Source organism: Streptomyces sp. NBC_00659 (assembly GCF_036226925.1).
Taxonomy (GTDB): Bacteria; Actinomycetota; Actinomycetes; order Streptomycetales; family Streptomycetaceae; genus Streptomyces.
Window position 1 is genome coordinate 8,730,330 of the sequence record NZ_CP109031.1, and the last position, 24,761, is coordinate 8,755,090.

At 71.0% G+C, this 24,761-nt stretch carries 15 protein-coding genes; 8 read left to right on the forward strand and 7 right to left on the reverse strand.

What is annotated here, in order from left to right:
- The first annotated feature begins 200 nt into the window (after positions 1–200).
- The 5 genes from OG410_RS38165 (at position 201) to OG410_RS38185 (ending at position 10,788) form a co-directional block, all read left to right on the forward strand.
- The gene (locus tag OG410_RS38165) at positions 201–3,935 is read left to right on the forward strand and encodes a S8 family serine peptidase (RefSeq protein ID WP_329303339.1); all 3,735 of its coding nucleotides are present in this window, start codon (positions 201–203) and stop codon (positions 3,933–3,935) included.
- A gap of 188 nt (positions 3,936–4,123) precedes the next feature.
- A complete protein-coding gene (locus tag OG410_RS38170; protein ID WP_329303340.1) occupies positions 4,124–5,878 on the forward strand; it encodes a hypothetical protein in 1,755 nt (584 codons plus the stop codon).
- A 327-nt stretch (positions 5,879–6,205) separates the two neighbouring features.
- Positions 6,206–7,405 carry a glycoside hydrolase family 64 protein gene (locus tag OG410_RS38175; protein ID WP_329303341.1) on the forward strand — a complete coding sequence of 400 codons (1,200 nt, stop codon included), beginning with the start codon at positions 6,206–6,208 and terminating at the stop codon, positions 7,403–7,405.
- Positions 7,406–7,587: 182 nt separating this feature from the next.
- A complete protein-coding gene (locus OG410_RS38180; protein WP_329303342.1) occupies positions 7,588–9,681 on the forward strand; it encodes a SpoIIE family protein phosphatase in 2,094 nt (697 codons plus the stop codon).
- Between the two features lie 150 nt (positions 9,682–9,831).
- Entirely contained in the window at positions 9,832–10,788 is a 957-nt protein-coding gene (locus OG410_RS38185) for a YhjD/YihY/BrkB family envelope integrity protein (RefSeq protein ID WP_329303343.1), read from the forward strand.
- Between the two features lie 27 nt (positions 10,789–10,815).
- Here OG410_RS38185 and OG410_RS38190 read toward each other — a convergent pair whose 3' ends face one another.
- Positions 10,816–12,885: a SpoIIE family protein phosphatase gene (locus OG410_RS38190; protein WP_329303344.1), complete on the reverse strand. Its 2,070-nt coding sequence runs from the start codon at positions 12,883–12,885 to the stop codon at positions 10,816–10,818.
- 248 nt (positions 12,886–13,133) lie between these two features.
- Between OG410_RS38190 and OG410_RS38195 the strand changes: the two genes are divergently transcribed.
- Positions 13,134–15,626, forward strand: coding sequence for a SpoIIE family protein phosphatase (locus tag OG410_RS38195; protein WP_329303345.1), 2,493 nt, complete (start codon positions 13,134–13,136; stop codon positions 15,624–15,626).
- Between the two features lie 32 nt (positions 15,627–15,658).
- On the opposite strand, the gene OG410_RS38200 is transcribed toward OG410_RS38195, so the two are convergent.
- The 6 genes from OG410_RS38200 to OG410_RS38225 all read right to left on the reverse strand — a co-directional run bounded on the left by OG410_RS38200 (position 15,659) and on the right by OG410_RS38225 (position 23,484).
- Positions 15,659–17,413 (reverse strand): SulP family inorganic anion transporter, encoded by a 1,755-nt coding sequence (locus tag OG410_RS38200; protein ID WP_443063852.1) that lies wholly within the window; start codon positions 17,411–17,413, stop codon positions 15,659–15,661.
- A gap of 53 nt (positions 17,414–17,466) precedes the next feature.
- A complete protein-coding gene (locus OG410_RS38205; protein WP_329303346.1) occupies positions 17,467–20,190 on the reverse strand; it encodes a cation-translocating P-type ATPase in 2,724 nt (907 codons plus the stop codon).
- A gap of 94 nt (positions 20,191–20,284) precedes the next feature.
- On the reverse strand, positions 20,285–21,322 hold the full coding sequence (locus OG410_RS38210) for a polyphosphate kinase 2 family protein (protein ID WP_329303347.1): 1,038 nt from the start codon (positions 21,320–21,322) through the stop codon (positions 20,285–20,287).
- Positions 21,323–21,363: 41 nt separating this feature from the next.
- On the reverse strand, positions 21,364–21,867 hold the full coding sequence (locus OG410_RS38215; protein WP_329303348.1) for a three-helix bundle dimerization domain-containing protein: 504 nt from the start codon (positions 21,865–21,867) through the stop codon (positions 21,364–21,366).
- Between the two features lie 236 nt (positions 21,868–22,103).
- On the reverse strand, positions 22,104–22,784 hold the full coding sequence (locus OG410_RS38220) for a lipoprotein (RefSeq protein WP_329303349.1): 681 nt from the start codon (positions 22,782–22,784) through the stop codon (positions 22,104–22,106).
- 247 nt (positions 22,785–23,031) lie between these two features.
- On the reverse strand, positions 23,032–23,484 hold the full coding sequence (locus OG410_RS38225; protein ID WP_329303350.1) for a phospholipase: 453 nt from the start codon (positions 23,482–23,484) through the stop codon (positions 23,032–23,034).
- A gap of 341 nt (positions 23,485–23,825) precedes the next feature.
- Here OG410_RS38225 and OG410_RS38230 point away from each other — a divergent pair, with 341 nt between their 5' ends.
- Both OG410_RS38230 and OG410_RS38235 read left to right on the forward strand, forming a co-directional pair.
- A complete protein-coding gene (locus OG410_RS38230) occupies positions 23,826–24,272 on the forward strand; it encodes an SRPBCC domain-containing protein (RefSeq protein WP_329303351.1) in 447 nt (148 codons plus the stop codon).
- A complete protein-coding gene (locus OG410_RS38235; protein ID WP_329303352.1) occupies positions 24,269–24,622 on the forward strand; it encodes an ArsR/SmtB family transcription factor in 354 nt (117 codons plus the stop codon). The genes OG410_RS38230 and OG410_RS38235 overlap by 4 nt, the downstream gene beginning before the upstream one ends.
- The last annotated feature ends 139 nt before the right edge of the window (positions 24,623–24,761 follow it).

The window sequence follows — 24,761 nt, forward strand, 5'->3', positions numbered from 1 at the left end:
CGGAGTTCTTCGATCTGGCACATGTGAGACGTGGCGCTTTCGTGCCATCGGCCTGCTGTTCCCACCACAGGTCCGGGGCCGGTAGAAAGCGGTCCATGATCTTCCGCATACCTCCCAGCCGCAGCGGCCGAACGCCACTCGCGGCAGCGGTCGGCACCTTGGCCGTTCTGACGTCCCTGGCCTTGCCGCAGCCTCTCGCTGTGGCTGACAACTCATCAGCGACCGGTGCCGCGACCCCCGTTGCGGCTTCCGGTTCCGGGCAACACACCGTCACTCTCCTCACCGGTGATGTCGTACGCGTCACCGGCCTCTCGGGCGGCCGGCAGACCGCCGACGTGACCCGCCCTCCCGGTGCCCTCGGAGGTGTGCGCACCGAGACCGTCGGTGGCGATCTCTACGTCTACCCGGACGAGGTGATGCCCTACCTGGCGGCGAACCGGCTGGACCGGCGGCTGTTCGACGTCACCGCCCTGATCGAGCAGGGTTACGACGACGCCCACAGCGACGGCATCCCGCTGATCCTGGGCTACGGCTCCAAGACGGCGCCGTCGGCCCAGGGCACGCCCAGCGGCGCCACCCGCGTGCGCAACCTGCCCGCGATCCACGCGACGTCCGTGCGGGCCGCCAAGAAGCAGACCCGGAAGCTGTGGCGGTCCGTCGCGCCCGCGGCCTCCGCCACCGGCGCCTCCGCGGAGGCCCTGAACGGATCGGCGGCCGGTACTCCCAAGCTCAGCGAGGGGCTGTCCAAGATCTGGCTGGACGGCCGCGTCAAGGCCACCCTGAAGGACAGCACCGCGCAGATCGGCGCGCCCGCCGCCTGGGGCAAGGGCCTCGACGGCAAGGGCGTCAAGGTCGCCGTGCTGGACACCGGCGCCGACTCCCACCACCCCGACCTCGCCGACCGGATCTCCGGGTCGCAGAGTTTCGTCCCCGACGAGACCCCCGACGACGGCCACGGCCACGGCACCCACACCGCCTCCACCGTCGGCGGCAGCGGCGCCGCCTCGGACGGCGCCGAGAAGGGCGTTGCGCCCGGAGCCGACCTGCTGGTCGGCAAGGTGCTCTCCGACGACGGCTACGGCCAGGACTCCTGGATCATCGCCGGCATGGAATGGGCCGTCGACCAGGGCGCCAAGGTGATCAGCATGAGCCTCGGCTCCTCGGAGCCGTCCGACGGCACCGACCCGATGAGCCAGGCGGTGAACCGGCTCACCGACGACAGCGGCGCCCTGTTCGTGATCGCGGCCGGCAATTCCGGCAACGAGGCGAGCATGGGCAGTCCCGGCGTCGCCGACGAGGCACTGACCGTCGCGGCCGTGGACTCCGCCGACAAGCGCGCGTACTTCTCCTCACAGGGCCCGCGCCTGAACGACTACGCGCTCAAGCCTGACATCTCCGCGCCCGGCGTCGCCGTCCTGGCCGCCAAGGCGGGCGGCAGCGCCGAGGCCGGCTGGTACCAGTCGATGAGCGGCACCTCGATGGCGACGCCGCACGTCGCGGGCGCCGCCGCGATCCTCGCCCAGGAGCACCCGGACTGGAAGGCGCGCCAGCTCAAGGACGCGCTGATGAGCACGTCCAAGGAGCTGTCCGCCTACACCGCCTACCAGGTGGGCTCGGGCCGCGCCGACCTCGACGCCGCCACAGCCGCGACGGTCACCGCGACCGGCTCGGCCTATTTCGGCATCGACACCTGGCCGCACGACGGCGCGAGCTCGGTCGACCGCACCGTCACCTACACCAACACCGGCGACTCCCCCGCGGAGCTGAACCTCGCGCTGAACGCCACCGTCGGCGGCGGCCCGTACGACACCGAGCCGACCGCCGACAAGGGCAAGCCCGCCCCCGACGGGATGTTCACCCTCTCCGTCGACACCGTGACCGTGCCCGCCCACGGCACCGCGACGGTCACCGCCACCGCCGAGCCGGGTCTGGGCGCCGACGGCCGCCGCTACCTCGGCCAGATCACCGCCGCGGACGCCTCCTCCGGCGCGACGCTCGCCCGTACCCAGCTGGGCCTGTACCGGGAGGACGCTCGCCACACCCTGCACGTCACCCTGAAGGACCGTTCCGGCAAGCCGACGGCGGGCTGGGTCGAGATCCAGCGCTTCGGGTCCAACGAGGACCCGTACTCCCAGACCATCGACGACAGCGGCACGCTCGACCTGCGGCTGCGTGAGGGCACCTACAGCCTGGTGACCTATCTGGACGTGCCCGGCAGCCACGGCCCGGACTCGGTCGGCATGGCGCTGATGGGCGACCCCGAGGTCGTCCTCGACCGGGACCGTGACGTGGTCCTCGACGCGAGCCGCACCCGCGAGGTCACCGCGGAGGTCCCGCGCAGGACCGAGGACCGGGTGCTGTCCATGAACTGGTACCGCGCCGACGGCTCGGACCTCAACCAGTACGGGCTGGGCATCCTGGAGGTGCAGTACCTGCTGGCCGCCAAGTACGACAGCATGTTCGTGCTGCCCACCCGCAAGGCGACCACCGGCAGCTTCGAGTACGAGACCCGCTGGCGCAAGGCGGTCCCGTTCCTCACCCTCACCCACGACGGCCGTGAGATCCGGCCGACGGGCCAGGGCGGCTCCGCGCTGTACGACGGTCACAGGCGCCTGGACGTGGTGTACGCCGGGACCGGCACCGCCGCCGAGTACGCGAAGCTGAGCGTCAAGGGCAAGGTGGCGCTGGTGACCCGTTCGGACGCCATCTCCGCCGCCGACCGGGCACAGGCCGCGGCCGACGCCGGGGCCGGGCTGCTGATCGTCGTCAACGACCGGCCGGGCAAGCTGCTGGAGTACGTCGGCCTCTCGGGCAGTCGCTACAGCGCCGTGCCGGTGTTCTCCCTCACCGCGCGCGACGGCGCGGCCCTGATCGCCGACGCCAAGCGCGGCCGGGGACGACTGGAGGCCGAGGGTGTGCCCAACTCCCCGTACGTGTACGACCTCTCCGACGCCCACCCGGGACAGATCCCGTCCACCGGGCTGACCTACCGGCCCCGTTCGTCCGATCTGGCCACCGTGGACATGCGCTTCCACGGCACCACCACCACGCCCAGCGGCGAGTACCGGTCGGGCTTCCGTCCGTACCGCAAGTACGGCTCCGGGTACCTGCAGCGCCTGGACATCCCCGGCACGCGCACCGACTACGTCTCGACGCAGCCGGGCGCCCGGTGGGTGGAGAACCTGGCCACCGGGCCGGGAATGGTGCTCTCCTCGCAGAGCGTGCGGAACGCCTACCAGCCGGGATCGCGGCAGGTCCGTGACTTCTTCGGGGCGGTGACGCGGCCCGCCAACGGCGGCACCTACTGGTGGTCGCAGCGGCAGAAGGCCCAGATCGCGTTCAACGTCCAGCCCTGGGCCGACAGCAGTGCGGGACAGCACGCCGGCGTCATGCAGGGCACTGACAAGAAGAGCCTGAAGGTCTATCAGGACGGCACTCTGATCAAGACCAGCGCCTCGCAGGCCGCCACGATCTACCCCGCGCCGACGACCCCGTCGGTCTACACCCTCGACCTCACCGCCGAGCGTGACGCGGACACCTACCGGCTGTCCACCCGCACCCACACGGTCTGGCAGGTGAAGTCCGACCCGGTCACCGACCCGACGAAGATCGAACACATGGCCGTGCTCCAGATGGACTACGGCGTCGCCACCGACCTCGCGAACGACGCCCGCGGCGGCCGTCAGACGCTCACCCTGACGCCTCGCCACATCGACGACGCGGTGGGCACCGGGAAGATCCAGGGCGCCACGCTGTCGGTTTCGTACGACGACGGCACCACGTGGAAGCCGGTCAAGGTCACCGGCAAGTCCGGTACCTGGACGGCCTGCTACGACGCCCCGCACCACGGCTACGTCTCGCTGAAGGCCGAGGGCTGGGACGACGCGGGCAACCGCATCACCCAGGAGGTGATCCGCGCCTACGGTCTGAAGTAGTCCGCGAACGGAGGCTGTCGCCCCGGACCGCCTGTCGCCCGACCGGCGACCGAGCGGCGACAGCCTCCGTACGCATGAGTGATCGGAGCTGTGTTCCCACCGGAACGACAGACCGTGTCCGCGCTCTCCGGGCAACCTATACGGGTGCCCGGCCGTCCTTTGGACGAGGATCCCGGAAGGGGGCGCCGATGGGGCTGGTGCGTGTACTGCTGCCGTTGCCGCGCGCGGCGGCCCGGCTCGGTCCTGGTACGGGGCGGCGGCTGCTCGGCGCCGCGCTGACGCGCTGCGTGGCCCCCGGATGGGTGCTGCTGCGGCCGCCCCCGCCGTGGCGCCGGCTGGCCTGGGCCGAGGAGGCGACGGCCGTGTACCGGGCGCTGGCCGAGAGCAAGGGCGCCCGCCCGCGCGACCGTGACCTGCTGGCGCGCAGTCTTGTCTGGCACGCCTACACGCTGGTGCTCGTCAACCGCTGCGAGCAGGCGTGCACGGTGCTGGACGCGTCCTCGGCCGTACCGGGCGCCCGGTGGTCGCCGGCACAGCGGGCCATGCAGCTCCATCTCCGGGCGCAGGCACAGTTCGGCCTGGCGCGACCGGACGCCGCGCTCGCCTCGGCGGGGGAGTGCGTGGCCGCCTACCGTCACCTCGTCCTCACCCGACGGGACCGGACCCTCGGCACCCTGGCGGGCGCGCTGCGCACCTACGCCCTGGTGCTGGCGGCCCTGAACCGCAGGGAGGAGTCCGTGGCCGCCTACGAGGAGTGCGCCGGGCTGTTACGGAACATGTCGTTGCGCGAGGTGAGCCACGCGATCCTGGTGCGTGTGCGCGTACTGTGCGAACTCACCGCGGGGCTGGTGGTATTGGGCCGGTTCGAGGAGGCGCTGTCCGTCGGCAGGGAGGCCCGGGACGCCGCCGACCCGATCATGCTGCGGGTCGCGCCCGAGGCCGTACGGCCGCTGCGGGTGAGGCTCTTCGCGGACCTGGCCCGTTGCCTGGCGGCCACCGGGGACCTGTCCGCCGCGCGCACGACCGCGGAGGAGTCCGTGGCCGAAGCGCGGACCCTGGCGGACCGGGACCGGACGGCGGGTGAACCCCTGCTCATCCTGGCGCTGGACTGCCTTGCCGACCGGCTCGGCGAACTCGGGCGCCGAGAAACGGAGTTGAGCTGCCGACGGGAGGCGGTCGACCTGTCTGCCGCGCTCGTCGCCGAACGGCCGGACACCCACAGCTCTCTTCTCGCCGTCTGTCTCGAGCGGCTGGCCGACTGCCACACGGCGGCGGGCGACCGTGGTGAAGCGGTCCGGGCCGGTGAACGCGCCGTGGCCGCGTACCGGCGTGCGGCGGAGTTCGACCCGATGGCGCACGAGCCGCAACTCACGCGTGTTCTGGAGGACTTGAGCCGGCTGCGGCTGGACGACGGAGACCTCGACGGCGCGGTCGGGGCCGCGCGGGAGGCGGTCGCTCTCACACGCCGGCTGGCCGAGTCGGACTGGTCGGCCCACCACGCCGTGACGGCCCGCCGTCTACGGGTGCTCGGCCGCGCCCTCCGCCGCGCCGGCGACCACGGGGCGGCCGTCGCCTGCTACGCGGAGTCGGAGTCCATCCTCGTCGACGAGTCGGCGGGTCCCGAGACCGGCCCGTACGCGGCCTCCCTGGCCGCCGCCCGTTCCGGTCTCGCTCTGGCGCTCGACGAGGAGGCCCGCGCCCATCTGGCCGACGGCCGGGCCGACGACGCCGTCGCGGCGCTGCGCGCCCTGCTCGCACTCACCCGCCGCACCGGCCGGACGGACGTCCACGCCCGCTGCGTCACCGCGTTCGCCGACGCCCGCGCGGAATACCCGGACGCAGTCGTATCCGCCTGGACACGGGCGACCGGGCAGGACTTTCCGACGTTCGTGTACCGCTCGTCCGGGGCCGTGGGCGGGGACCCACCGCCGGGCGGGAACTGAGCGCGGCGGCCGATCGGGACGGATCCGCGACAGACCGGGCGGATCGCGCGCCAGAAGCGGAACCCTCCTTCTTAAGTGCGGGTTAAACGCGTCTTAAGCAACCATGGGGACCGCCTGCTTCAGCAAGTAGCCGCAGGTCAGGGCGATTTGGCGGGCCGCGGCGGCAGTTGGCCTCTCAACAACTCGTGCGTAGCATCGGTGCCCACCGGTGCCGTCCACCACGGGCGGAGAGCGCTCTCAACGCTTGCTGTCCCCCCCGGAAAAGACATCCCCCCACCCTCCCCCCACCGCCTTTCCCAGGCACAAGCACCAAGGAGTACACGTCACATGACGCCTCGTCACCAGCGGAACCTGACCCGTCGCAAGGCCCTGTTCGCACTCGGCGGTGCGGCCGTGGCCGCGCCCGCCATCGCGGCGATCGCGCCCTACGCCATGGCCGGGCAGACGGACGCGTCCACCAAGGCCGCCGCGGGTGCGCTCCCGCTGACGATCGTCAACAACAGCGGCTCGTTCGGCAACGGGTCGGTGTTCGTGTACATCGTCGGGAACCAGGACGGAAAGCAGGTCCGCGTCACCCAGGACGGCTCACTCGCGCCGATATCCCTCTCGGACAACGGCGCGGACGGATTCACCGACTACGCGCTCACCCTGGCCGCGAGCGGGGAGACACGGCTCAGCCTTCCGTTCATGTCGGGCCGCGTCTACGTGTCGCTGGGCGCGAAGCTGAAGTTCAAGGCGGTCCAGGACGGTAACGGCAACGCCGCTCTCCAGTTCCCGGCCGGCTGGGTCACCTCCGACCCCAGCTTCGGGGTGCTGCACGACTGCGCGGAGTTCACCTACAACTCCGCCGGGATGTTCTGCAACACGACCATGGTCGACATGTTCAGCGTGCCCATGAACATCCGGTTGAACGGGGCCAAGGAGCAGACCACCGGCACCATTCGCGACGGCGGACGGGCCGCCGCCTTCGCCGCGATCAAGCAGAACGAGGACTTCGCGCCCCTCGTGGTGGACGACCTCCGCATCATCGCCCCCGGCCACGGCCTGGACTCCGGCCTGTTCGCCAAGGACTACCTCGCCCCGTACATCGACGAGGTGTGGAGCACGTACACCGGCAAGGACCTGACCGTCACCACCAACGCGGGCACGTTCACCGGCCGGGTCCGCGGTGACCGGTTCACGTTCGACGGACCCGCCTCCGTCTCGTTCGCCAAGCCCTCCACCCGCGACGTCCTCTTCTGCGACGGCACCCTCGCCGCGCCCAACGACGGCACGACCGGCCCGGTGGCCGCCGTGCTCGGCGCCGGGTTCAACCGTTCCACCCTGCTCAGCAACCCGGCACAGCCGACCACCTCCGCGGCCGACTTCTACCGGACGGAGCTCACCAACCACTACTCCAAGACCGTTCACGCGGCCACCGAGGACGGCAAGGCCTACGGATTCGCCTTCGACGACGTCGCCGACTTCGCCTCCTTCATCCAGGACGGCGCACCCACGGCGATGCGGCTGACTCTGTCGCCCTTCTAGAGCCCCCGCGCCGCCCTGCCCGCCGCGGGCGGGGCGGCCGATCCGGCCGCGGCGGGCGCCCGCGGCCGGATCGGGGACCGCCGGGACGCACCGGCGCTCCGGTCGCGCGTCACCGGTGAGCGAATATGGTGGAACTCTGACAAAACGGAATGTATGGGTGGTTAACGGTCAACGGAAGTGTCATGGTTGCATCGCTGGGCGGACATGGCCGGCCGGACGCGGAGCTGGACGAGGCCATTCTCGGCGCGCTCTTCTCCGAGTCGACCGTGGGTCTGCACGTCCTCGACACACAGCTTCGTCTGGTGCGCTTCAACACGGCGGCCCGTTACGTCAAGGCGTTCGCCCTGGACGAGGCACTGGGGCGCCACCCGAGGGAGTGGGGTCGTGACTTCTACACCGGAAACTACGAGGCGACGCTGCTCGAGGTGCTGGAGACGGGCGTACCCGCGCTGGATGTGGAGGTGCGCGGCCATCTGAGTCCCGACCAGGCCGAGATCGTGCTGTCGGTCTCGTGTTTCCGGCTGGAGGACGCCACGGGCGGAGTCCTGGGGCTGGCGACGGCGGTGGTGGACATCACCGAGCGCAAGCGGGCGGCGGAGCGACTGGCCCTGCTGGAGCGGGCGGGCGGGCGCATCGGCACGACGCTGGACATCTTCCGTACGGCGCAGGAGTTCGCCGACGAGATGGTTCCCGCGCTGGCCGACACGGTGGTGGTCGAGGTCCTGGACTCCGTCCTGCGGGGCGAGGCCGGCGCTCCGGGCACCCTTTTCGAGTACGGGGCCCTGCGGTGCACGAGCCGTCGTTCCTCCGCCCTGGACGCCGAGCGGTACCTGCCCTCCATCGGCGAGGTGATGGGCCTGTCCATGGCGACGCCGTTCGCGCAGTGCCTGTCCGACCTCCGGCCACGCGTCGTCCAGCAGCTGACCCCGGACGCGGACTGGATGAACCGGGAGCCGGTGCGAGGGCGGCGTCTCACCGAGGCGGGGGCGCATTCGCTGCTCGTGCTGCCGCTCGCCGCCCGCGGCTCCGTGATCGGGCTGGCCCACTGCTACCGGGACCGCACCCCGCACGCCTTCGACGACGGTGACCTCGCGCTGGCCGCCGAACTCGCCGACCGGGTGGCCCTGTGCCTGGACAACGCCCGGCTGTACGCACGGGAGCGTTCGGCCGGGCGTGTCCTGCAGCTCAGTCTGCGGCCGGCCCGGGTCCTCGGCCACGACGCGGTCGAGACCGCGTACAGCTACTGCCCGCTGGGCGCGGGCGGCGACTGGTTCGATGTGATCCCGCTGTCCGGTTCACGGGTGGCCCTGGTGACCGGCGACACGGTGGGCCGGGGCCTGGAGGCCGCCGGCACCATGTGCGAGGTCAGGGCCGCGATCAGCGCGCTGGCCGTCCTCGACCTGGCCCCCGAAGAGGTCCTGGAACGGCTGCACGCCCTGGTGACCCGACTCCACGGGGAACGGCCGCGACGTCCGGACGCCGCGGTGGACGACGAGGGCCAGGACACCACCTGCCTGTACCTCGTCTACAGCCCTGTGACCCGCCGCTGCTCGGTCTCCAGCGCGGGGCATCCGCCTCCGGTGCTCGCGCTGCCCGACGGGACCGTCGAATACGCCGTGGTGCCCGCCGGGCCGCCGCTGGGCCGTGGCCTGGCGAAGTACGGCACCGCCGAGTTCGAACTCGTCGAGGGCAGCGTCATCCTGCTGTCCAACACCGCCATGCTGCGTGCCGTCTCGGACGACCCGCAGGAACTACTGGAACATGTCGGCGACACGTTGCGGCCGGTCGACCGGCCGCTTCAGGAGATCTGCGACGAGGTGCTCTACAAGCTGGCACCGGAGGAGATGGAGAACGACGCCGTCCTGCTGCTGGCGCGTACCCGGGGTCTGGGACCGGACCAGGTCGCCTCGTGGACGCTGCCCAACCACCCCGCGTCCGTCGGCGAGGCACGCGCCCGCGCCGAGCGCGCGCTGGCGGACTGGGGGCTGGAACGGCACGCCTTCACCGTCACCCTGGTGGTCAGTGAACTCGTCACCAACGCGGTCCGGTACTCGGACGGTCCCATCTCCGTGCGCCTCATTCTCGACGGATCCGCGGTCGCCTGCGAGGTGACCGACGACAGCAGCACCGTGCCGCACCTCCGGCACGCCGAGGAGGCCGACGAGGGCGGCCGGGGCCTCTATCTCACCTGGCAGGTCAGCCGGCGCTGGGGGACCCGGCCCGAGTCCCGCGGGAAGACGATCTGGGCGGAGATCGCCCTGTCCGAGGAGGAATGAGCGCGTCGAACGCCGGCCGGCCGCGGGGGACCGCCGGCCGGGTGGCTCCGCACGGGCCGCCCGGCCCGGACGCGGACGGCGGGCCGTGTCGGCCGTCCCGCCCGCGACGGCCGTCCGTTACGCTCGCAGCGCCATACCGGGCCCGATGACATGGAGGACAGGACGGCGGGGATCAATCGCGAGCGCCTCGTCAGGATGCTGACGTTCTGGCTGCGTCCCGCGTTCGCGCTGCGTGTCGTCAGCCGGTTCCAGAAGATCGTGGGCTTCGACCGCTCGATGGCCCTGGCGTCCAGCGCGCTCACCGCGCTCATCCCCCTCACGATTCTCATCGGCGCCGTGCTGAGCAGCTTCTCGGACTACGACGCCGCCGACCGGATCATCAAGCGCTACGGCCTCACCGGTCAGGGAGCCGCGGCGGTCAAGTCGCTCCTGGCCCCCGCCGAGAGCGCCAGCGCGAGCGTGGGTGTCTTCGGGAGCCTGTTCCTGATCATCTCCGTACTGAGCTTCGCCCGCGCCTCGCAGCGGCTGTTCGAGCAGACCTGGGAACTGCCCCCGCTGAGTGTCCGCAACACGAGGAACGGCCTGTGGTGGATCCTCGGTCTCGCCGGGTACGCGGCCGTCACCGGGTGGCTGCACGCGGTTCTCGGGGGGAGCAAGCTGGGCGTGGCGGCCTCGGTGTGCGAGATCCCGGTGAGCGTCGCCTTCCTCGTCTGGAGCGGCTGGGCGCTGTCCGCGAAGCGGATCCCCTGGCGCGACCTTCTGCCCTTCGGCGTCACGGCGGGCGTGGCGACCGCGCTCTACTCGGTGGGCGCGACCGTGTATCTGCCGCGCCTGTTCAACTCCTACGCCGCGCGCTACGGGGCGGTGGGCGCCGTCTTCGCGATGATCTCGGCGCTCTTCGCCGCGATGTTCGTCATCGTCGCGTCGGCGGCCCTCGGGCACGAGATGCGTGATGAACTCGTCCGGATCCGCGCGGGCGACCGCCCCTCCGACGACGAGGTCCGCCGCGAGTGGGACAGCGTGGTCGAACAGGCCCGGTCGCGGTGGCACACCACGCGCGACCAGGTCTCCTCCCGCCGGCGCTCCAAGGACACGAGGAAGGGGTAGGGCTGCTTCCCGCGTACGTCGCGCGGGCTACTTCGCGCGGGCGACGAGCAGGGCGACGTCGTCGTGGTCGTCTGAGTTGCGCAGTCCGTACAGGAGCAGGTCGCAGATCTCCTCGAGCGGTCGGTCCGCCTCGTCGAGGAAGCTGAGAAGGACGTTCAGGCGGTCGTCGATGGGATGCAGCCTGGTCTCCACGAGACCGTCCGTGTAGAGGACGAGCAGATCATCCGGGTTGAGTTCGACCGTGGTGGTCCCGAAGGGGATGCCACCGACACCGAGGGGGGCGCACGGCGGCAGGTCCAGCAGTTCGGGGGCGGCGCCGGAACGCACCAGGGCGGGCGGCATGTGCCCGGCATTGGCGATGCGGCACTGCCTGCTGTGGGGGTCGTACACGGCGTAGATGCACGTCACGATGTAGTGCTCCAGATCGCAGGTGATCTTGTCGAGGTGCTGGAGCACATCGCCGGGGTCGAGGTCGAGGTCGGCGTAGGCGCAGGTGGCGGTGCGCAGCCGGCCCATGGTGGCGGCGGCGTCGATTCCGTTGCCCATGACGTCGCCCACGACCAGCGCGGTCCGGTCGTCGGCCAGCGGAATCACGTCGTACCAGTCGCCGCCGACCTCGCTGGTGGCCTGCGCCGGCTGATATCGGGACGCGACCTCCAGACCGGTGAGACGCGGCGGATGCTGGGGCAGCAGGCTGCGCTGGAGCGTGACGGCCGTGTTGCGCACGCTCTGGAACCAGCGGGCGTTGTCGATGGCCACGGCGGCGCGGGTGGCCAGCTCACCGGCGAGCACCACGTCGTCCTCGTCGAAGGGGAGCGGATTGCGGGTGCGCTTGAGATCGAGGGCGCCGAGCACCTCACCGTGCGCGATCAGCGGAACCGCGAGGTACGAGTGGACGCCGGCCTGCGCCAGCAGGGCCGTGCCCTCGGCGTCGCGGGCGATGCGCGGCAGATCGTGCTCGCCGACGTGCCGCACCAGGACCGGCCTGCCGGTGTGGACGCACAGGGTCACCAGGCGGTCACCGTCGTACGTCGTCAGGTCGCCGGGAGGGTCGGCGGCGCGCAGGGCCACGGTGGGGTGCGAGGCCTTGAGGGCGAGGGCGCGGAAGAACTCCGGGCCGTTGTCCGGCCTGCGCTTGCGACGGCAGGCCAGGACGGAGTCGAGAACGTCCACGGCGACCACGTCGGCCAGTTCGGGGGCGGCGATGTCGGCCAGTTCGCGGGCGGTCTGCTCCACCTCAAGGGTGGTGCCGACACGGGTGGAGGCGCTGGCGACGAGCGCGAGACGACGCCGCGCGCGGTCGGCCTCGGCGGCCGCGCGATGGCGTTCGGTGACGTCGACGACCGAGACGGCCGCGCCCAGGATGCGTCCGCCCGGGTCCTCCAGCCGGTAGAAGGAGAGGGACCAGGCGTGTTCGTGGTCGGGATCGGAGGGAGGGCGGCCCACGTGGTACTGGTCGAGCAGCGGTGTGCCGGTGGTGAGCACCTGACGCAGCGCCGACTCGACGGTGTCCACGTCCGGGAACGGCAGTGTCTCCCGCAGATGACGGCCGACATGGTCCTCGGCGGGGATGCCGTCGATCCGTTCCAGCGCCGGGTTGACCATGAGATACCGCAGGTCGGGGTCCATCAGGGCCAGTCCGATGGGTGACTGGTTGATCAGCTGCTCGCACAGGGCGAGGTCGGTCTCGACGCGCTGGAGCAACGTGTGGTCGGCCGCGATGCCCAGGGCGTAGACGTCCCCGAGATCGTCCAGGAGCCGCATGTTGCGGAACTCCATGAGGCGGGTGCTGCCGTCCTTGTGCCGGATGGGGAACGCGCCCGCCCAACTGCGTCCCGTCTCCAGGACATCGGTGAACAGTTCGGTGACGGACTGCATGTGCTCGGGGTGGATGATCAGGCGCGCCGCGTACTTGCCGAGGGCCTCCTCCGCCGTGTACCCGATGAGCTCCTCGGCCTGCGGGGTCCAGAACACGATGCGCCCGTCGGCGTCGAGGACCAGGGCGCCCACGTTGAGGACGTCGAGCAAGCCGGTCGGCCGGGACCGTGCGGGTTCGGGACCGCCCGCACGGTCGGACTGCGTGGACTCGGCTGTCATCCCTGGCCCTCCTCCACCGGCCGGCGCGATGTGCCGGGCTCCGTGGCCGCTGCCGGGCACGTGTGTGCCGACTGCGGCCCTTCCATGCTGCGCCCTGCCCCGGGCCTTGCCCACTCCAGAGCGCCCCATTGGCATGTTCAGGGTGAGAGGTCGGTGCCGTGCGGTGCCGTGCCGGGGGGTGATCGTCCGGTGGGCCTGCACATCCGGCGGACAAGCAGGAACATGGTCGTGTAGAGGATGAGAGCTTCATGGTTTCTTCGCAGGAAGGTTCCGACGCGCCCGTGTCCCAAGGACCGGGCGATCCCCTTGACGCGTCCTCCGACGCGGCGGCGGTGGTGTCCGGCGAGGGGCTGGTGACGGCCTGGACCAGGGGGGCCGAGGCCCTTCTCGGCCATCCGGCGGCCGAGATGGTCGGCTCATCGGCCGCGCGTCTGCTCGCGCTGCCCAGGGACCCCTCGCGGGTGGCGGCGGTCGCCGAGCGCTGCCGCGGCGGAATGGGCTGGAGCGGACACATCCCCCTGCGGCACCGCGACGGCCGGCGCATCGACGCGGACCTGCGCGTCTCCGCGTCGTTCCGCATGGGCGGGAGCGAGTGCTTCCTGATCTCGGCACGGGACCGCAGACGGCCGTGGACGGTGGGCCCGGCCTTCCTCGACGGCTTCCTGACCCGGTCCCCGGTCGGCATGGCGGTGCTCGATCTGCAACTGCGCTACGTCTGGATGAACGACACCCTGGAACACCTGGGCGGTGTGCCCCGCGAGCAGCGGCTCGGACGCCGGCTGACCGAACTGCTGCCGGGGCTCCAGGCGGAGACCATCGAGGGGCTGATGCGCAAGGTCCTGGCGACCGGCGAGCCGATGATCGACTACGAGTACCTGGGATGGAGCTGGGCCGACCCGCACCGCCGGCACGCCTATTCCTCCTCCTTCTTTCCGCTGGTCGGTGTCGACAAGTCCTACACCGGCGTGTGCTACACGGTCCTGGACGTCACCGACCGATGGAACGCCCGGCAGATCCTGTCGCTCGTCAACGAAGCCGGGACCACCATCGGCGGGACCCTCGACGTCATGCGGACGGCCCAGGAGATCGCCGACTTCGCCGTTCCGCGGTTCGCGGACTTCGTCGTCGTCGACCTCCTGGAATCCGTCCTCAGCACCGAGGGCCACGGAGCCTGGCTGTCGGACGCGGGACCCGCACCCGCCAAGCCGATGATGCGGCGCGCGGGCATGAGCTCGGTGCGGGAGGGGTGCCCGGAGGCCGTGGCCCGGATCGGCGACCGGGCGGACTTCCTGCCGCCGCCCCACGACGTGCACCTGCTCACCAACGGCGAGCCCGTCCTCATCCAGGTCCTCGACCCGGACGACGACCTGTGGATCGCCGAGGAGCCCGAGAGAGCGGCCAGCATCCGCCGGTACGGGCTGCACTCCCTCATCTCCGTGCCGATGCGGGCGCGCAACACCGCCCTCGGACTCACCACGTTCCTGCGCTCGCTCAATCCGGTCTCGTTCCAGCCCGACGACGTCCTGCTGGCCCGCGAGGTGGTGGCGCGCGCGGCCCTGTGCGTCGACAACGCCCGCCGCTACACCCGCGAACACACGGCGGCGGTCACCCTTCAGCGCAGTCTGCTGCCCCACGCCCTGTCAGGGGGGACAGCCCTCGAGGTGGCCTCCTCCTATCTGCCGGCGGACCCGAGCGGCGGCGTCGGCGGCGACTGGTTCGACGTCATCCCGCTGTCCGGGGCCCGGGTCGGCCTGGTCGTCGGCGACGTGGTCGGCCACGGCATCACCGCGGCGGCCACCATGGGCCGGCTGCGCACCGCGGTGCAGACCCTCGCCGACATGGAACTGCCCCCCGACGAACTGCTGGCACACCTCGACGACCTCGTGCTCCGGCTCAGCGAGGAGCGCGGCCAGGAACAGCGGGCCGGCCTGACCACCACCGAACAGGACGCGGACCGGAGCACCACCGCGTCCTTCCTCGGAGCGACCTGTCTCTACGCCGTCTACGATCCCGTCACCAGGCGCTGCACGATGGCCCGGGCCGGACATCCGCCCCCCGTGTTCGTCGCCCCCGACGGGCGCGTCTCCTACCCCGAGCTGCCCGCCGGCCCACCGCTCGGCCTCGGCGGGATGGCCTTCGAGAGCCGGGAGATCGAGCTCGAGGAGAACAGCCTGATCGGCCTCTTCACCGACGGCCTCGTGGCGGGAGCGCACTACGACATGGAACGCGGCATGGCGCAGCTGGGAGAGCTGCTCGCCCGGCCCGGTCCCGACCTCGAAGCGCTGTGCGCGGACGCGGTACGGCACCTCGTGCCCGTACCGCAGCCCGATGACATCGCCCTGCTCCTGGCCCGCACCCACTCCCTGGGGGACGACCATGTCGTCTCGTGGGAGGTGCCGGTGGACCCGGCCGCCGTCTCCGAGATGCGGGCCCGCGCCACCCACGTCATCGAGTCATGGGGCCTCGGGGAACTGACCATGACCACCGAGCTCATCGTGAGCGAACTCGTCACCAACGCGATCCGCTACGCCGTACCGCCCATCCGGCTACGGATGCTCTGCGACACCCGGCTGACCTGCGAGGTCTCCGACGCCAGCAGCACCGCCCCACGGCTCAGACACGCCCGGAGCACGGACGAGGGCGGCCGCGGCCTGTTCCTGGTGGCCCAGCTCTCCCATCGCTGGGGCGCCCGTTACACGGCGGACGGAAAGATCATCTGGGCCGAACAGGAGATCCCCTGAGGGTTCCCGCCGCATGATCCGGACGACAGTCCCTAGGGTTGGAGATCAGCGTCCTCGTCGCCCGGATCGACGCCGTGGTCGCGGCACCAGGAACGGTAGGCGGCGACCGCCGTGGGCAGGGTGGGGAAGATCCGCTCCTCGCCGACGGACGCGCTCAGCCCGTAGGCGTCCAGGTCGTCCCGCAGATCCTGCTTCACCCGGGCCATCGCGAACTCGACGCCCCGCTCCCCGAGTTCCCGGCGCAGCTCGTCCAGTGCGTCCAGGGCGGTGATGTCCACCTCCACATTGGCCTCCGTGTTGAGGACGAACCACCTGACCGGGACCTCCTGTTCGGCCACCGCGGCGAGGGCGCTGCGCCGGAAGTCCTCCGCGTTGGCGAAGAACAGCGGGGAGTCGTAGCGGTAGACCAGCAGACCCGGGATCACCCGGGCGTCCGGGAAGTCGTCGACGTCGTGCATGCCCGCGAGGCCCGGTACCAGCCCCTGGACCGCGTCGTGCGGGCGCGCCACCCTGCTCAGCAGCTCGGCCACCGACAGACCCACGGCCACCAGCACCCCGTAGAGGATGTCGAGAGCGAGGACGCCGACGAGACAGCCGAGGGCCAGCAGGAGTTCCCGGATCCGGAAGCCCGCCAGCCGCCGGAAGCCCGCCAGGTCGATCATCCGGATCGCGGCGTAGACGACCAGCGCGCCGAGGACGGCCGTGGGCGTGTCGGTGAGCAGGGGACTCAGGAACAACAGCACGGCCAGCACGAGGAGCCCGGCCGTGAGCCCATACACCTGGGTGCGCCCGCCCGCCGACTGCGCGAGGGCCGTACGGCTGGCGCTGCTGCTCACCGGGAACCCCTGAAGGGTGCCCGCGCCGAGGTTCGCGGCGCCCAGGGCCAGCAGTTCCTGGTTCGCGTTCATCTCCGTACCGCCGTCGTCGGTCGTGAAGGCGCGCGCGGTGAGGATGAAGTCGGTGTACCCGACGAGCAGGACACCGACCGCGGGCAGCAGCAGCTGGGGCAGGGTGTCGAGCGGGGGGAGGTCCGGGCGGGGGAGCCCGGCCGGGATCTCCCCGATCACCGCGAGGCCGTGGTCCTCGAGGTTGAAGGCCGCGACCACGGCCGTACCGGCGACCAGGACCAGCAGCGGTCCGGGGACGCGCCAGCGGAAACGCGTGGCCAGGTAGAGGACGACCAGCGTCGCCGCGCTGAAGACCAACGTGGCGGGATGGACCTCGTCCAGGTTCCCGAAGAAGGAGGCCAGTTTCGGGAAGAACCCCGAACCGTCCGTCGGCACACCGGTGAGCTTCGTGAGCTGATCCACCATCATGATCAGTGCCACGCCCGCCAGATACCCGATCAGCACGGGCCGGGAGAGCAGATCGGCCACGAAGCCCAGCCGCGCCGCCCAGGCCACCACGCACATCAGCCCCACGGCGATGGCGAGCGCCGAGGCCAGTACCGCGTACCGCTCCGGATCGCCGCCGGCGAGCGGCCCGACGACGGTCGCGGTCATCAGCGCCGTCGTCGACTCGGGCCCCACCGACAGAAGCCGGGACGAACCCACGAGGGCGTACAGCACGAGGGCGGGCAGGATCGCCCACAGACCCACGACGGGCGGCAGCCCGGCGACACTGGCGTACGCCATCACCTGCGGCACCAGATAGGCCGCGACCGTCACCCCGGCCAGCAGGTCTCCGCGCAGCCAGCTCCGCCGGTAGTGCCTGAGCACCGGGAGACCGGGCAGCACCGGAACAGGGGGACGCCACCCTCCGCTCGCGGTGCCGTGGTGCTTCGACACGGGCCAGCCCTTCGGATCGCGCCGGCGGTTTCATGGACAAGGAGCCCGCGTGGTCAGTCGGTGCGCCGCGCCCTGCGGGCCAGGAGCTTACCCACCTCCCACACGACCAGGAACGCGACGGCGGACAGCAGGGCCCAGCCGAACTGCCGCAGGTCGATCTCCGTGGTGCCGAGGATGCGGCGGAACCCGTCCATCTGCGTCACCAGGACCGCGAGGACGAACTGCGCCAGTGCCGTCCAGTTCATCTGCTTGCTGTCGAAGGTGCTCGGCGTCAGCACCGAGTCCGTCTCGCTGCGGCATTCGAACGCGGCCACGATCAGGCACAGCGCGAACGCGGTGAACGCGATCGAACTGCCGGTCTGGACGCTGTCGTAACGGGTTTCGCCCAGCTTGATCAGCCCGAGCAGGATCAGGGTGATCGCCAGACCGCTGAGACCGACCGTCACCATCACCGGCCGGGTCAGCACCGACTCGCCCCGGGGCCGCGGCCTGCGCCGCATGAGCCCCGCGCTCTCCTTGTCGAAGCCCAGCGCGAAGCCGAACGAGGCGTTGACCACGAAGTGGATCCACAGCACCTGCGGCGGGGTGAAGGGTTCACCGGCCGCGATGTTGAAGATCGTCGCCCCGAGGAAGGTCAGGACGAACGTGACCAGCAACAGCAGCACGAAACGGATGTACTTGGTGAGGTTGTCGTAGAGCTTGCGGCCCTGTTCCACCGCGTAGACGATCGTCGTGAAGTTGTCGTCGGAAAGGATCATCCGCGCCGCGTTCTTCGCCACGTCCGTACCGCTGCCCATGGCGATGCCGATGTCGGCGGACTTGATCGCGGGGGCGTCGTTGACCCCGTCGCCGGTCATCGCGACGACGGCACCCTTCTTCTTGAGCGTGTCCGCGAGCATCACCTTGTGCTCGGGGGCGACCCGTCCCACCACACCGATGTCGTCGATCCGGGCCAGTCGCTCGCTCTCCGGCAGCGCCGCGAAGTCGGCTCCGAGGACGGCCTCGCCGGGAATGCCGAGCTGCCGGGCGATGGCGGCGCCCGTGGTGACGTCGTCCCCGGTCACCATGCGGACCCGGATGTGAGCCGCCTGGGCACTGGCCACGGCGGCCTTGGACTCCTCACGCGGCGGGTCGACCATCCCGACCAGACTCGTCATCCGCAGCCCGGTGACGTAACCGAGCAGGTCTCCGTCCGGATCGAAGTCGGCCGGGTCCAGGTCCCGGGTGGCCGCCGCCATCACCCGGCGTCCCTCCCCGCCCATGCGCTCGCCCTGCTCGTCGGCGCGCCGGCCGAGTTCCGCGTCCCACGGGACGGTCGCGCCGCCCGACAGCGCGGTCGTCGCGCGGGCCTGCACCGCGGGAGCCGCGCCCTTGACGAAGCAGCGCACCACGGGACGCCCGGACGGGTCCACCGTGGAGTTGAAGGTGGCCATGAGCTTGTAGCCGGGGTCGAAGGGCAGCGTGGCGAGCCGGGGGAGCCGCTCGCGGGTGCCCTCGATGTCCAGCCCGGCCTTGTGGGCCAGCACCAGGAACGCGCCCTCGGTGGGATCGCCCACGACCTCGCCGTCCACCAGCTTGCCGTCGTTCGCCACGAGGTACGGGAGGATCGCCTCCTCGATGCCCGCGGAGGAGCCCGCGGCATGGTGGATCCTGCCTTCGAGGCCGTAACCCGTGCCCGAGACGGTGTAGCGGTCGGTGGGCGTCACCACCTCCACCGCCGTCATCTGGTTCATGGTCAGAGTGCCGGTCTTGTCCGAGTTGATCGCCGACGTGAACGCCAGGGTCTCGACGGACGGCAGCTCCTTCACGATCGCGTTGCGCTTCGCCAGATTGAGGCTGCCGACGGACAGGATCGCCTGGGTCACCGTGGGCAGGGCCTCGGGAATGGCGGCGATGGCCAGCGAGACCGCGCTGACGAACAGGGCGTCCCACGCCTGGTCGCGGCTGCGCCCCAGCGCGAACATCACGATCATGGTCAGGCCCGCCGCGGCCGTGATCCACAGCGTCAGCGTGTCGAGTTCCTTGGTGAGCGGTGCCTCCTCCTTCTCGGTCGCCGACAGCATCTCCGAGATCTTGCCCAGCTCGGTGCCCTCACCCGTCCCGGTGACGATCACCAGACCGCTGCCGTGAGTGACCGGCGTGTGCATGAACGCCATGTTCGACTGGTCCCCCGGCCCCAGCATCACCTTCGGCAGGGTCGTGGCGACCTTCGACGCGGGGACGCTCTCGCCGGTGAGGGCCGACTCGTCGATCTGGAGCGCGTGTGCCTCGATGATCCGCCCGTCCGCCGGAACCTGGTCCCCGGCGGAGATGTGCAGGACGTCGCCCACGACCACCTGCTCCGCCGGGATCTCCGACTCGGTCCCGTCACGTCTCACCCGGGCCGTCGCCGTGAGCATGGACTGGAGCGCGTTCATCGCGCTCTCGGCCTTCCCCTCCTGCCGCAGTCCCACGACCGCGTTCAGCAGGGTCAGCAGGACGAGCAGGATGGCGGTGCTCCACTCGGCGATCGCCAGCGAGACGACCGCCGCCACCACGAGGACGATCTGCATGTAGCTGCGGTACTGCTCGGCGAACCGCCGCCACGCCGGCTTCGCCTTCTCCTCCGGCAGCGCGTTCGGCCCGTTCTCGGCCAGCAGTTCGGTGACCCGGGCGGCGGTGAGTCCGGACGTGGGGTCGACGCCGAAAGCCGACGCCACGTCCTGTGGGTCACGCGCGTACCAGAGCTCCGGAGCGACGCGCTCCGGAGCCTTCGGGCCGCTCGACTGCATCGCCATCTCAGCACTCCGATCTGGATCCGGTCCGCCGTCCCTGCCCCTGGCCCGGCCTGTCCCTGCCCTGCCCTTGTCCCTGTCCCGGGAAGTCGGGGACCTACTTCCGCTGGTGCTTCCCGGTCCGCGAGTCCGCGCCGGGTGCGTGCCGCCCCTTCGCGCCACGGCCGCCACGTCGCTGTCCCCCGCCCGCACCGGGAACCGGATGACGGGCCGCGTACGGATCGGCCGGCGCACCCTTCGGAGCGTCGGCCTCCAGTTCCCGCCTCGCGGCCCGGAGATCCTTGCGGGCCTCCTTGCCGACCACCGGGTAAGCGGGGTCGATGTCCATGAGCGTGTGAACCAGTACCGCCGCCGTGCAGATGCGCGCGAACCACTTCCGGTCCGCCGGGACGACGTACCAGGGCGCCCACGGCGTACTGGTTCGCGAGAGCATCTCGGAGAACGCCTGCTGGTACTCGTCCCACCGCCGGCGCTCCCGGACATCGGCGGCGGAGAACTTCCAGTTCCGCTCCGGCAGGTCGAGCCGCTTCATGAAACGGGTGCGCTGTTCCTCCTTGGACAGGTTCAGGAAGATCTTCACGACCTTGAACCCGTTGTCGGTGAGGTAGCGCTCCCAGTCGTTGACGGCCCGGTAGCGGCGGTCCCAGATGTCCGCTCCGCGCGCGTCCGCCGGCAGCCGCTGCCGGTCGAGGACCTCCGGATGGACCCGGACGACGAGGACCTCCTCGTAGTGCGAACGGTTGAAGATCGCGATGTCGCCGCGGGCGGGCAGCCTGGCCGCGTACCGCCACAGGTAGTCGTGGTCGAGCTCCTCGGCGGAGGGCTGTTTGAAGCTGCTCACCTTGACGCCCTGCGGGTTCACCCCGCTCATGACGTGCCGGATCGTGCCGTCCTTGCCCCCGGCGTCGAGTGCCTGCAGACACAACAGGACGCCGTACGTGTCCTGGGCCGCCAGCCGTTCCTGGTACTCGGCGAGCAGCGACACGCCCGTGCGCAGCAGCTCCACCCCCTGCTTCTTCTTCAGGCCGCCCTTGTACCGGGGGTCGAAGTCCTCGCCCAGGTCCACCCGTGACCCCGGCTCGACCCGCAGCGGCTCGATGAGCCTCGCGACGCGTTCGGCCCTGGCATCCGTCATGACGACCCGCCTCTTCTTCTGTCACGGTGAGCACCGCGCGGTCATGGGCCCTCACCGGCACCGCCCAGGTCGGACGCGGAGGCGGGCGCGGGCCGCAGCCTGGCGGGGATCAGCCGGCCCAGCAGGGGAGAGCGCCGCGGGCTCTCGGCGGACCGCTTCACCGGCCCCGCCGCCCCCGGCCCCCCGGCATCCGCGTCGCCGACGGCAGCCGGATCGGGGGCGGCCTCTTGTGCGCCGAGGCCGGCGAGCAGCGCGCGGACCCGGCGCTCGACCAGAATGGGGACGTACGTTCTGACCTTCGCCTGCCGGAAGGACCCGCGAGCCGTCGCGACCCCCTGGTCCACGACGGACGGGTCCACCGAGGGGTACGCGGCTTTCAGGCTCGCGGTCAGACGGCGGAGGGCGACCGCCTCGGCCAGGCGGGCGTCCTCGGGAGCCGTCGGGGCCGCTGTCGTGACAGGGTCCGCGGGCGGGGCGGGAGCGCGACTCGCCCCGCCCGACGATCTGCTCTCGTCGGCCGTGGCTTCCGGTTCGTCCGTCTTCATCGTTCGACCACCCGCGCGCTCGCAAGTCCCGGGCCTCAAGGGGCGGAGACCGCAAGGCCAACGGTCACGATCCGGCTGCCCCGAGACGGCTCGACGGCCGGGTCCACGAGGCCGTCCCACTCATTCTGAGTCCGGTCGGTCGAAACCGCCTCACGGACGATCCGCCCGTGCGGTGCCCGAGTAGTGGCCGGTCCGGTGAGGCGGGTGGCGGTTCGTCGCCGGATCGCTCGCGGAGGTCAGGTGGTGCGCAGAGTCCGCTGGGCGAGTCGGTACGCGGGAAGCATCTCTGTGTACTCCCCGGTGTCCAGTCCGTCGAGGTGCACGACGACCGGGCCGTCCTCGGTGGTGACGGCGAAGGCGGACTCCTTCGACGACTCCTGGAGGGCCTCGCTGGTGTAGACGTACTCCACCTCGGCGCCGGACAGGCCGTCCGTGTCGAACGTGCGGTAGACCGCCTTGCCCGCGCCGTGCTCGGCGGCCACGAAGGCCTTGAGCACCTTGGTGGCGTCGTCGGCGCCCGGTTTTCCGGTCCAGACCCGGAGGTAGCCGATGTTCCCGGCGGGCTTGGCGTCGATCTCGCAGACGAGGCTGACCGGTCCTTGCCGGAACAGCGGATCCGTGACGTCCCTGGTGCCGTCCGTTTCGATCGGGGCCTGCGCCGCCGCGTCGATGGACTGCGGCTTCCAGTCCTCGGCCGTGTCGAAGCTGACCGGCAGCTCGCAGGCCGAGCCCGCGGGACCGAGTGTGGCACCGCTCTTGGCCGTTGTGCCGGCGGCACCGGAGGCCTGGTCCGTGGATGTCACGCTCGTGCCCGCCTTCGGACTCTCGTCGGCGGTGGTCGAGCAGCCCGTCGCCACGACGGTCGACAAGGCCACGTACACCGCCACCCGCCACCCGCCCCGTATCCCTGCAGCCATGATGTGTTCCCCCTATGGTCCAGTGGATACACAAGGTAACCGAGGCACGGCTGGTGGGTGCGGGGCGGGTGGTGAGGGTCCAACTGCAGGCCGGGAAGGCGGCGCCCGCCGTGATGGGGCCGGTGGCTGACAATCCGTCATCGGTGTTCGGTCGGAGCGCAGTCGGCTCGAATCACACCGAGGTTCGGGCGGACACATGGCAAGTATGTCTGCGTGCTGTTGAGGCTCCCGGTGGTTCGGCGGAGGGTCAGCCGAGGGCCTTGACCGCCTGGTAGTAGGTCCAGGCCGTGCTGTTGCAACTGGTCTTCGTGGCGCCACTGTATGCGGCGCAGACCCGCTTGAGGTCTTCGTAGAAGGCGCTGTCGAGACGGGACTTGTTGGCATCGAAGGCGCCGGCGGCCTTGTAGTTGCGATAGCCGAAGTCGTGGCGGGCACATGAGGTGGCGAAGGGGAAGCCGAACGGGTTGTCCGGGGACGTGGAGCAGTAGTCGGTGGACCAGTCGAAGGCATACGCCGACCAGGCCGACTGGTTGGAGCGGGCGGCGACCCACGTGTTGTAGCTCGACGCGCTGGTCTGGGTCCAACTGGACAGGACTTGGGGCTTGTCGGCAGGGGCGGCGCTAGCGGCTGTAGCGGTCGCCGTGACGGCCACGAGGGCCATGACCGAGGCGGCGAAGCCTGTGGCGAGTCTTTGGTGCATCCCAACACCTCCATGAGGCTGCGACCCGCCCGTCGGGCTGCAGGTTCATGACACGAATGATCGGCATCGCGACCCTCCTTGCATAGAGCTGTGACCCCAACAATCAATTAACTCGCGGGAGTTGGGGGGTCATGTTTCATGCCTGCGACCACCATGGCCGACTATGGCTGGATGTGTTACTTGGGGTTAGGGGTGTCCTGATCGGATCCCATTGGCTCCCCGCTCGTCGCGCCTCGCCCGGCGCTCACGCCCGTTCCCGGACGTGCAACCGCAGGGTTGCGATGAAGGGCGGGACGTGCAACCCTGGAGTTGCATCATTGGTCGCTGTGAAGGAGTCCCTCATGTCCGAGGACCGGATCGAACGCGAAACCCTGATCGAAGCGCCACTGGAGCGGGTCTGGCCGCTGGTGGCCGTGCCCGGGTTCTGGGTCGCCGACGAGGAGAGCCTGCCCACCACGGAGGGCAGGGCGGGCGAGTCGACCGTGGTCAAGAACGCCGAGTACGGCGAGTTCCCGGTGCGGGTGGAGAAGGTCGAGCCGCCCACGTACGTCGCCTACCGCTGGACCAGCGCGTTCCCCGGGGCCCCGCTGAGCGACGGCAACAGCACGCTGGTCGAGTTCACCCTGATCCCGGAGGGTGCGAGCACGCGCCTGCGGGTCGTCGAGAGCGGCTTCGCGGCGCTGGCCGGCTCCGCCGAGCTGCGGCACAAGGCCCACGAGGACAACAACCACGGCTGGCCCCAGGTCCTGGACGCGTTCAAGAAGCGCGCCGCCCAGCCGTCGGTGTGACCGAGGAACGAGGCGAGGCCGAGGAGGTCGACAGCGTCCTCGCCGCGCTGGCCGACCCGACGCGGCGTCAACTGCTCGACCTGCTGGCGGCCAGGGGCGAGGTCACGGCCACGAGACTGGCCGAGGAACTGCCCGTGTCGCGGCAGGCGGTGGTCAAGCACCTCGCCGTGCTGGACGCCGCCGGGCTCGTCACCGGGAGCCGGGTGGGGCGGGAGGTGCGGTACACGGTACGGCCGGCCGCGCTGAACGCCACCGCCCGGTGGATGTCCGCCCTCGCCGCCGACTGGGACCGGCGCCTCGAGCACATCAAGCGCGTCGCCGAGGCCGCGGAGCGCGCTGCGCGCGGGTGATCGCCCTGCGGCGGTTCCCCGCCACCCGACTCCGGGCGGCGGGGAACGGCCGCATGTCCTCTGTTCATGGGCCGTGTTCTCGGGTGTTCATGTCCGTCCCCTGCTCATGTCCGTCCCCTGTTCATGTGTCCGGCGACCT

Bases quoted from the DNA above. Each gene is read 5' to 3' on its own strand.
- OG410_RS38185 (WP_329303343.1), top strand. From the start codon at position 9,832: ATGGAGGACAGGACGGCGGGGATCAATCGCGAGCGCCTCGTCAGGATG.
- OG410_RS38190 (WP_329303344.1), bottom strand. From the start codon at position 12,885: ATGACAGCCGAGTCCACGCAGTCCGACCGTGCGGGCGGTCCCGAACCC.
- OG410_RS38230 (WP_329303351.1), top strand. From the start codon at position 23,826: ATGTCCGAGGACCGGATCGAACGCGAAACCCTGATCGAAGCGCCACTG.
- OG410_RS38180 (WP_329303342.1), top strand. From the start codon at position 7,588: ATGGTTGCATCGCTGGGCGGACATGGCCGGCCGGACGCGGAGCTGGAC.
- OG410_RS38225 (WP_329303350.1), bottom strand. From the start codon at position 23,484: ATGCACCAAAGACTCGCCACAGGCTTCGCCGCCTCGGTCATGGCCCTC.
- OG410_RS38170 (WP_329303340.1), top strand. From the start codon at position 4,124: ATGGGGCTGGTGCGTGTACTGCTGCCGTTGCCGCGCGCGGCGGCCCGG.
- OG410_RS38215 (WP_329303348.1), bottom strand. From the start codon at position 21,867: ATGAAGACGGACGAACCGGAAGCCACGGCCGACGAGAGCAGATCGTCG.
- OG410_RS38220 (WP_329303349.1), bottom strand. From the start codon at position 22,784: ATGGCTGCAGGGATACGGGGCGGGTGGCGGGTGGCGGTGTACGTGGCC.
- OG410_RS38205 (WP_329303346.1), bottom strand. From the start codon at position 20,190: ATGGCGATGCAGTCGAGCGGCCCGAAGGCTCCGGAGCGCGTCGCTCCG.
- OG410_RS38175 (WP_329303341.1), top strand. From the start codon at position 6,206: ATGACGCCTCGTCACCAGCGGAACCTGACCCGTCGCAAGGCCCTGTTC.
- OG410_RS38210 (WP_329303347.1), bottom strand. From the start codon at position 21,322: ATGACGGATGCCAGGGCCGAACGCGTCGCGAGGCTCATCGAGCCGCTG.
- OG410_RS38195 (WP_329303345.1), top strand. From the start codon at position 13,134: ATGGTTTCTTCGCAGGAAGGTTCCGACGCGCCCGTGTCCCAAGGACCG.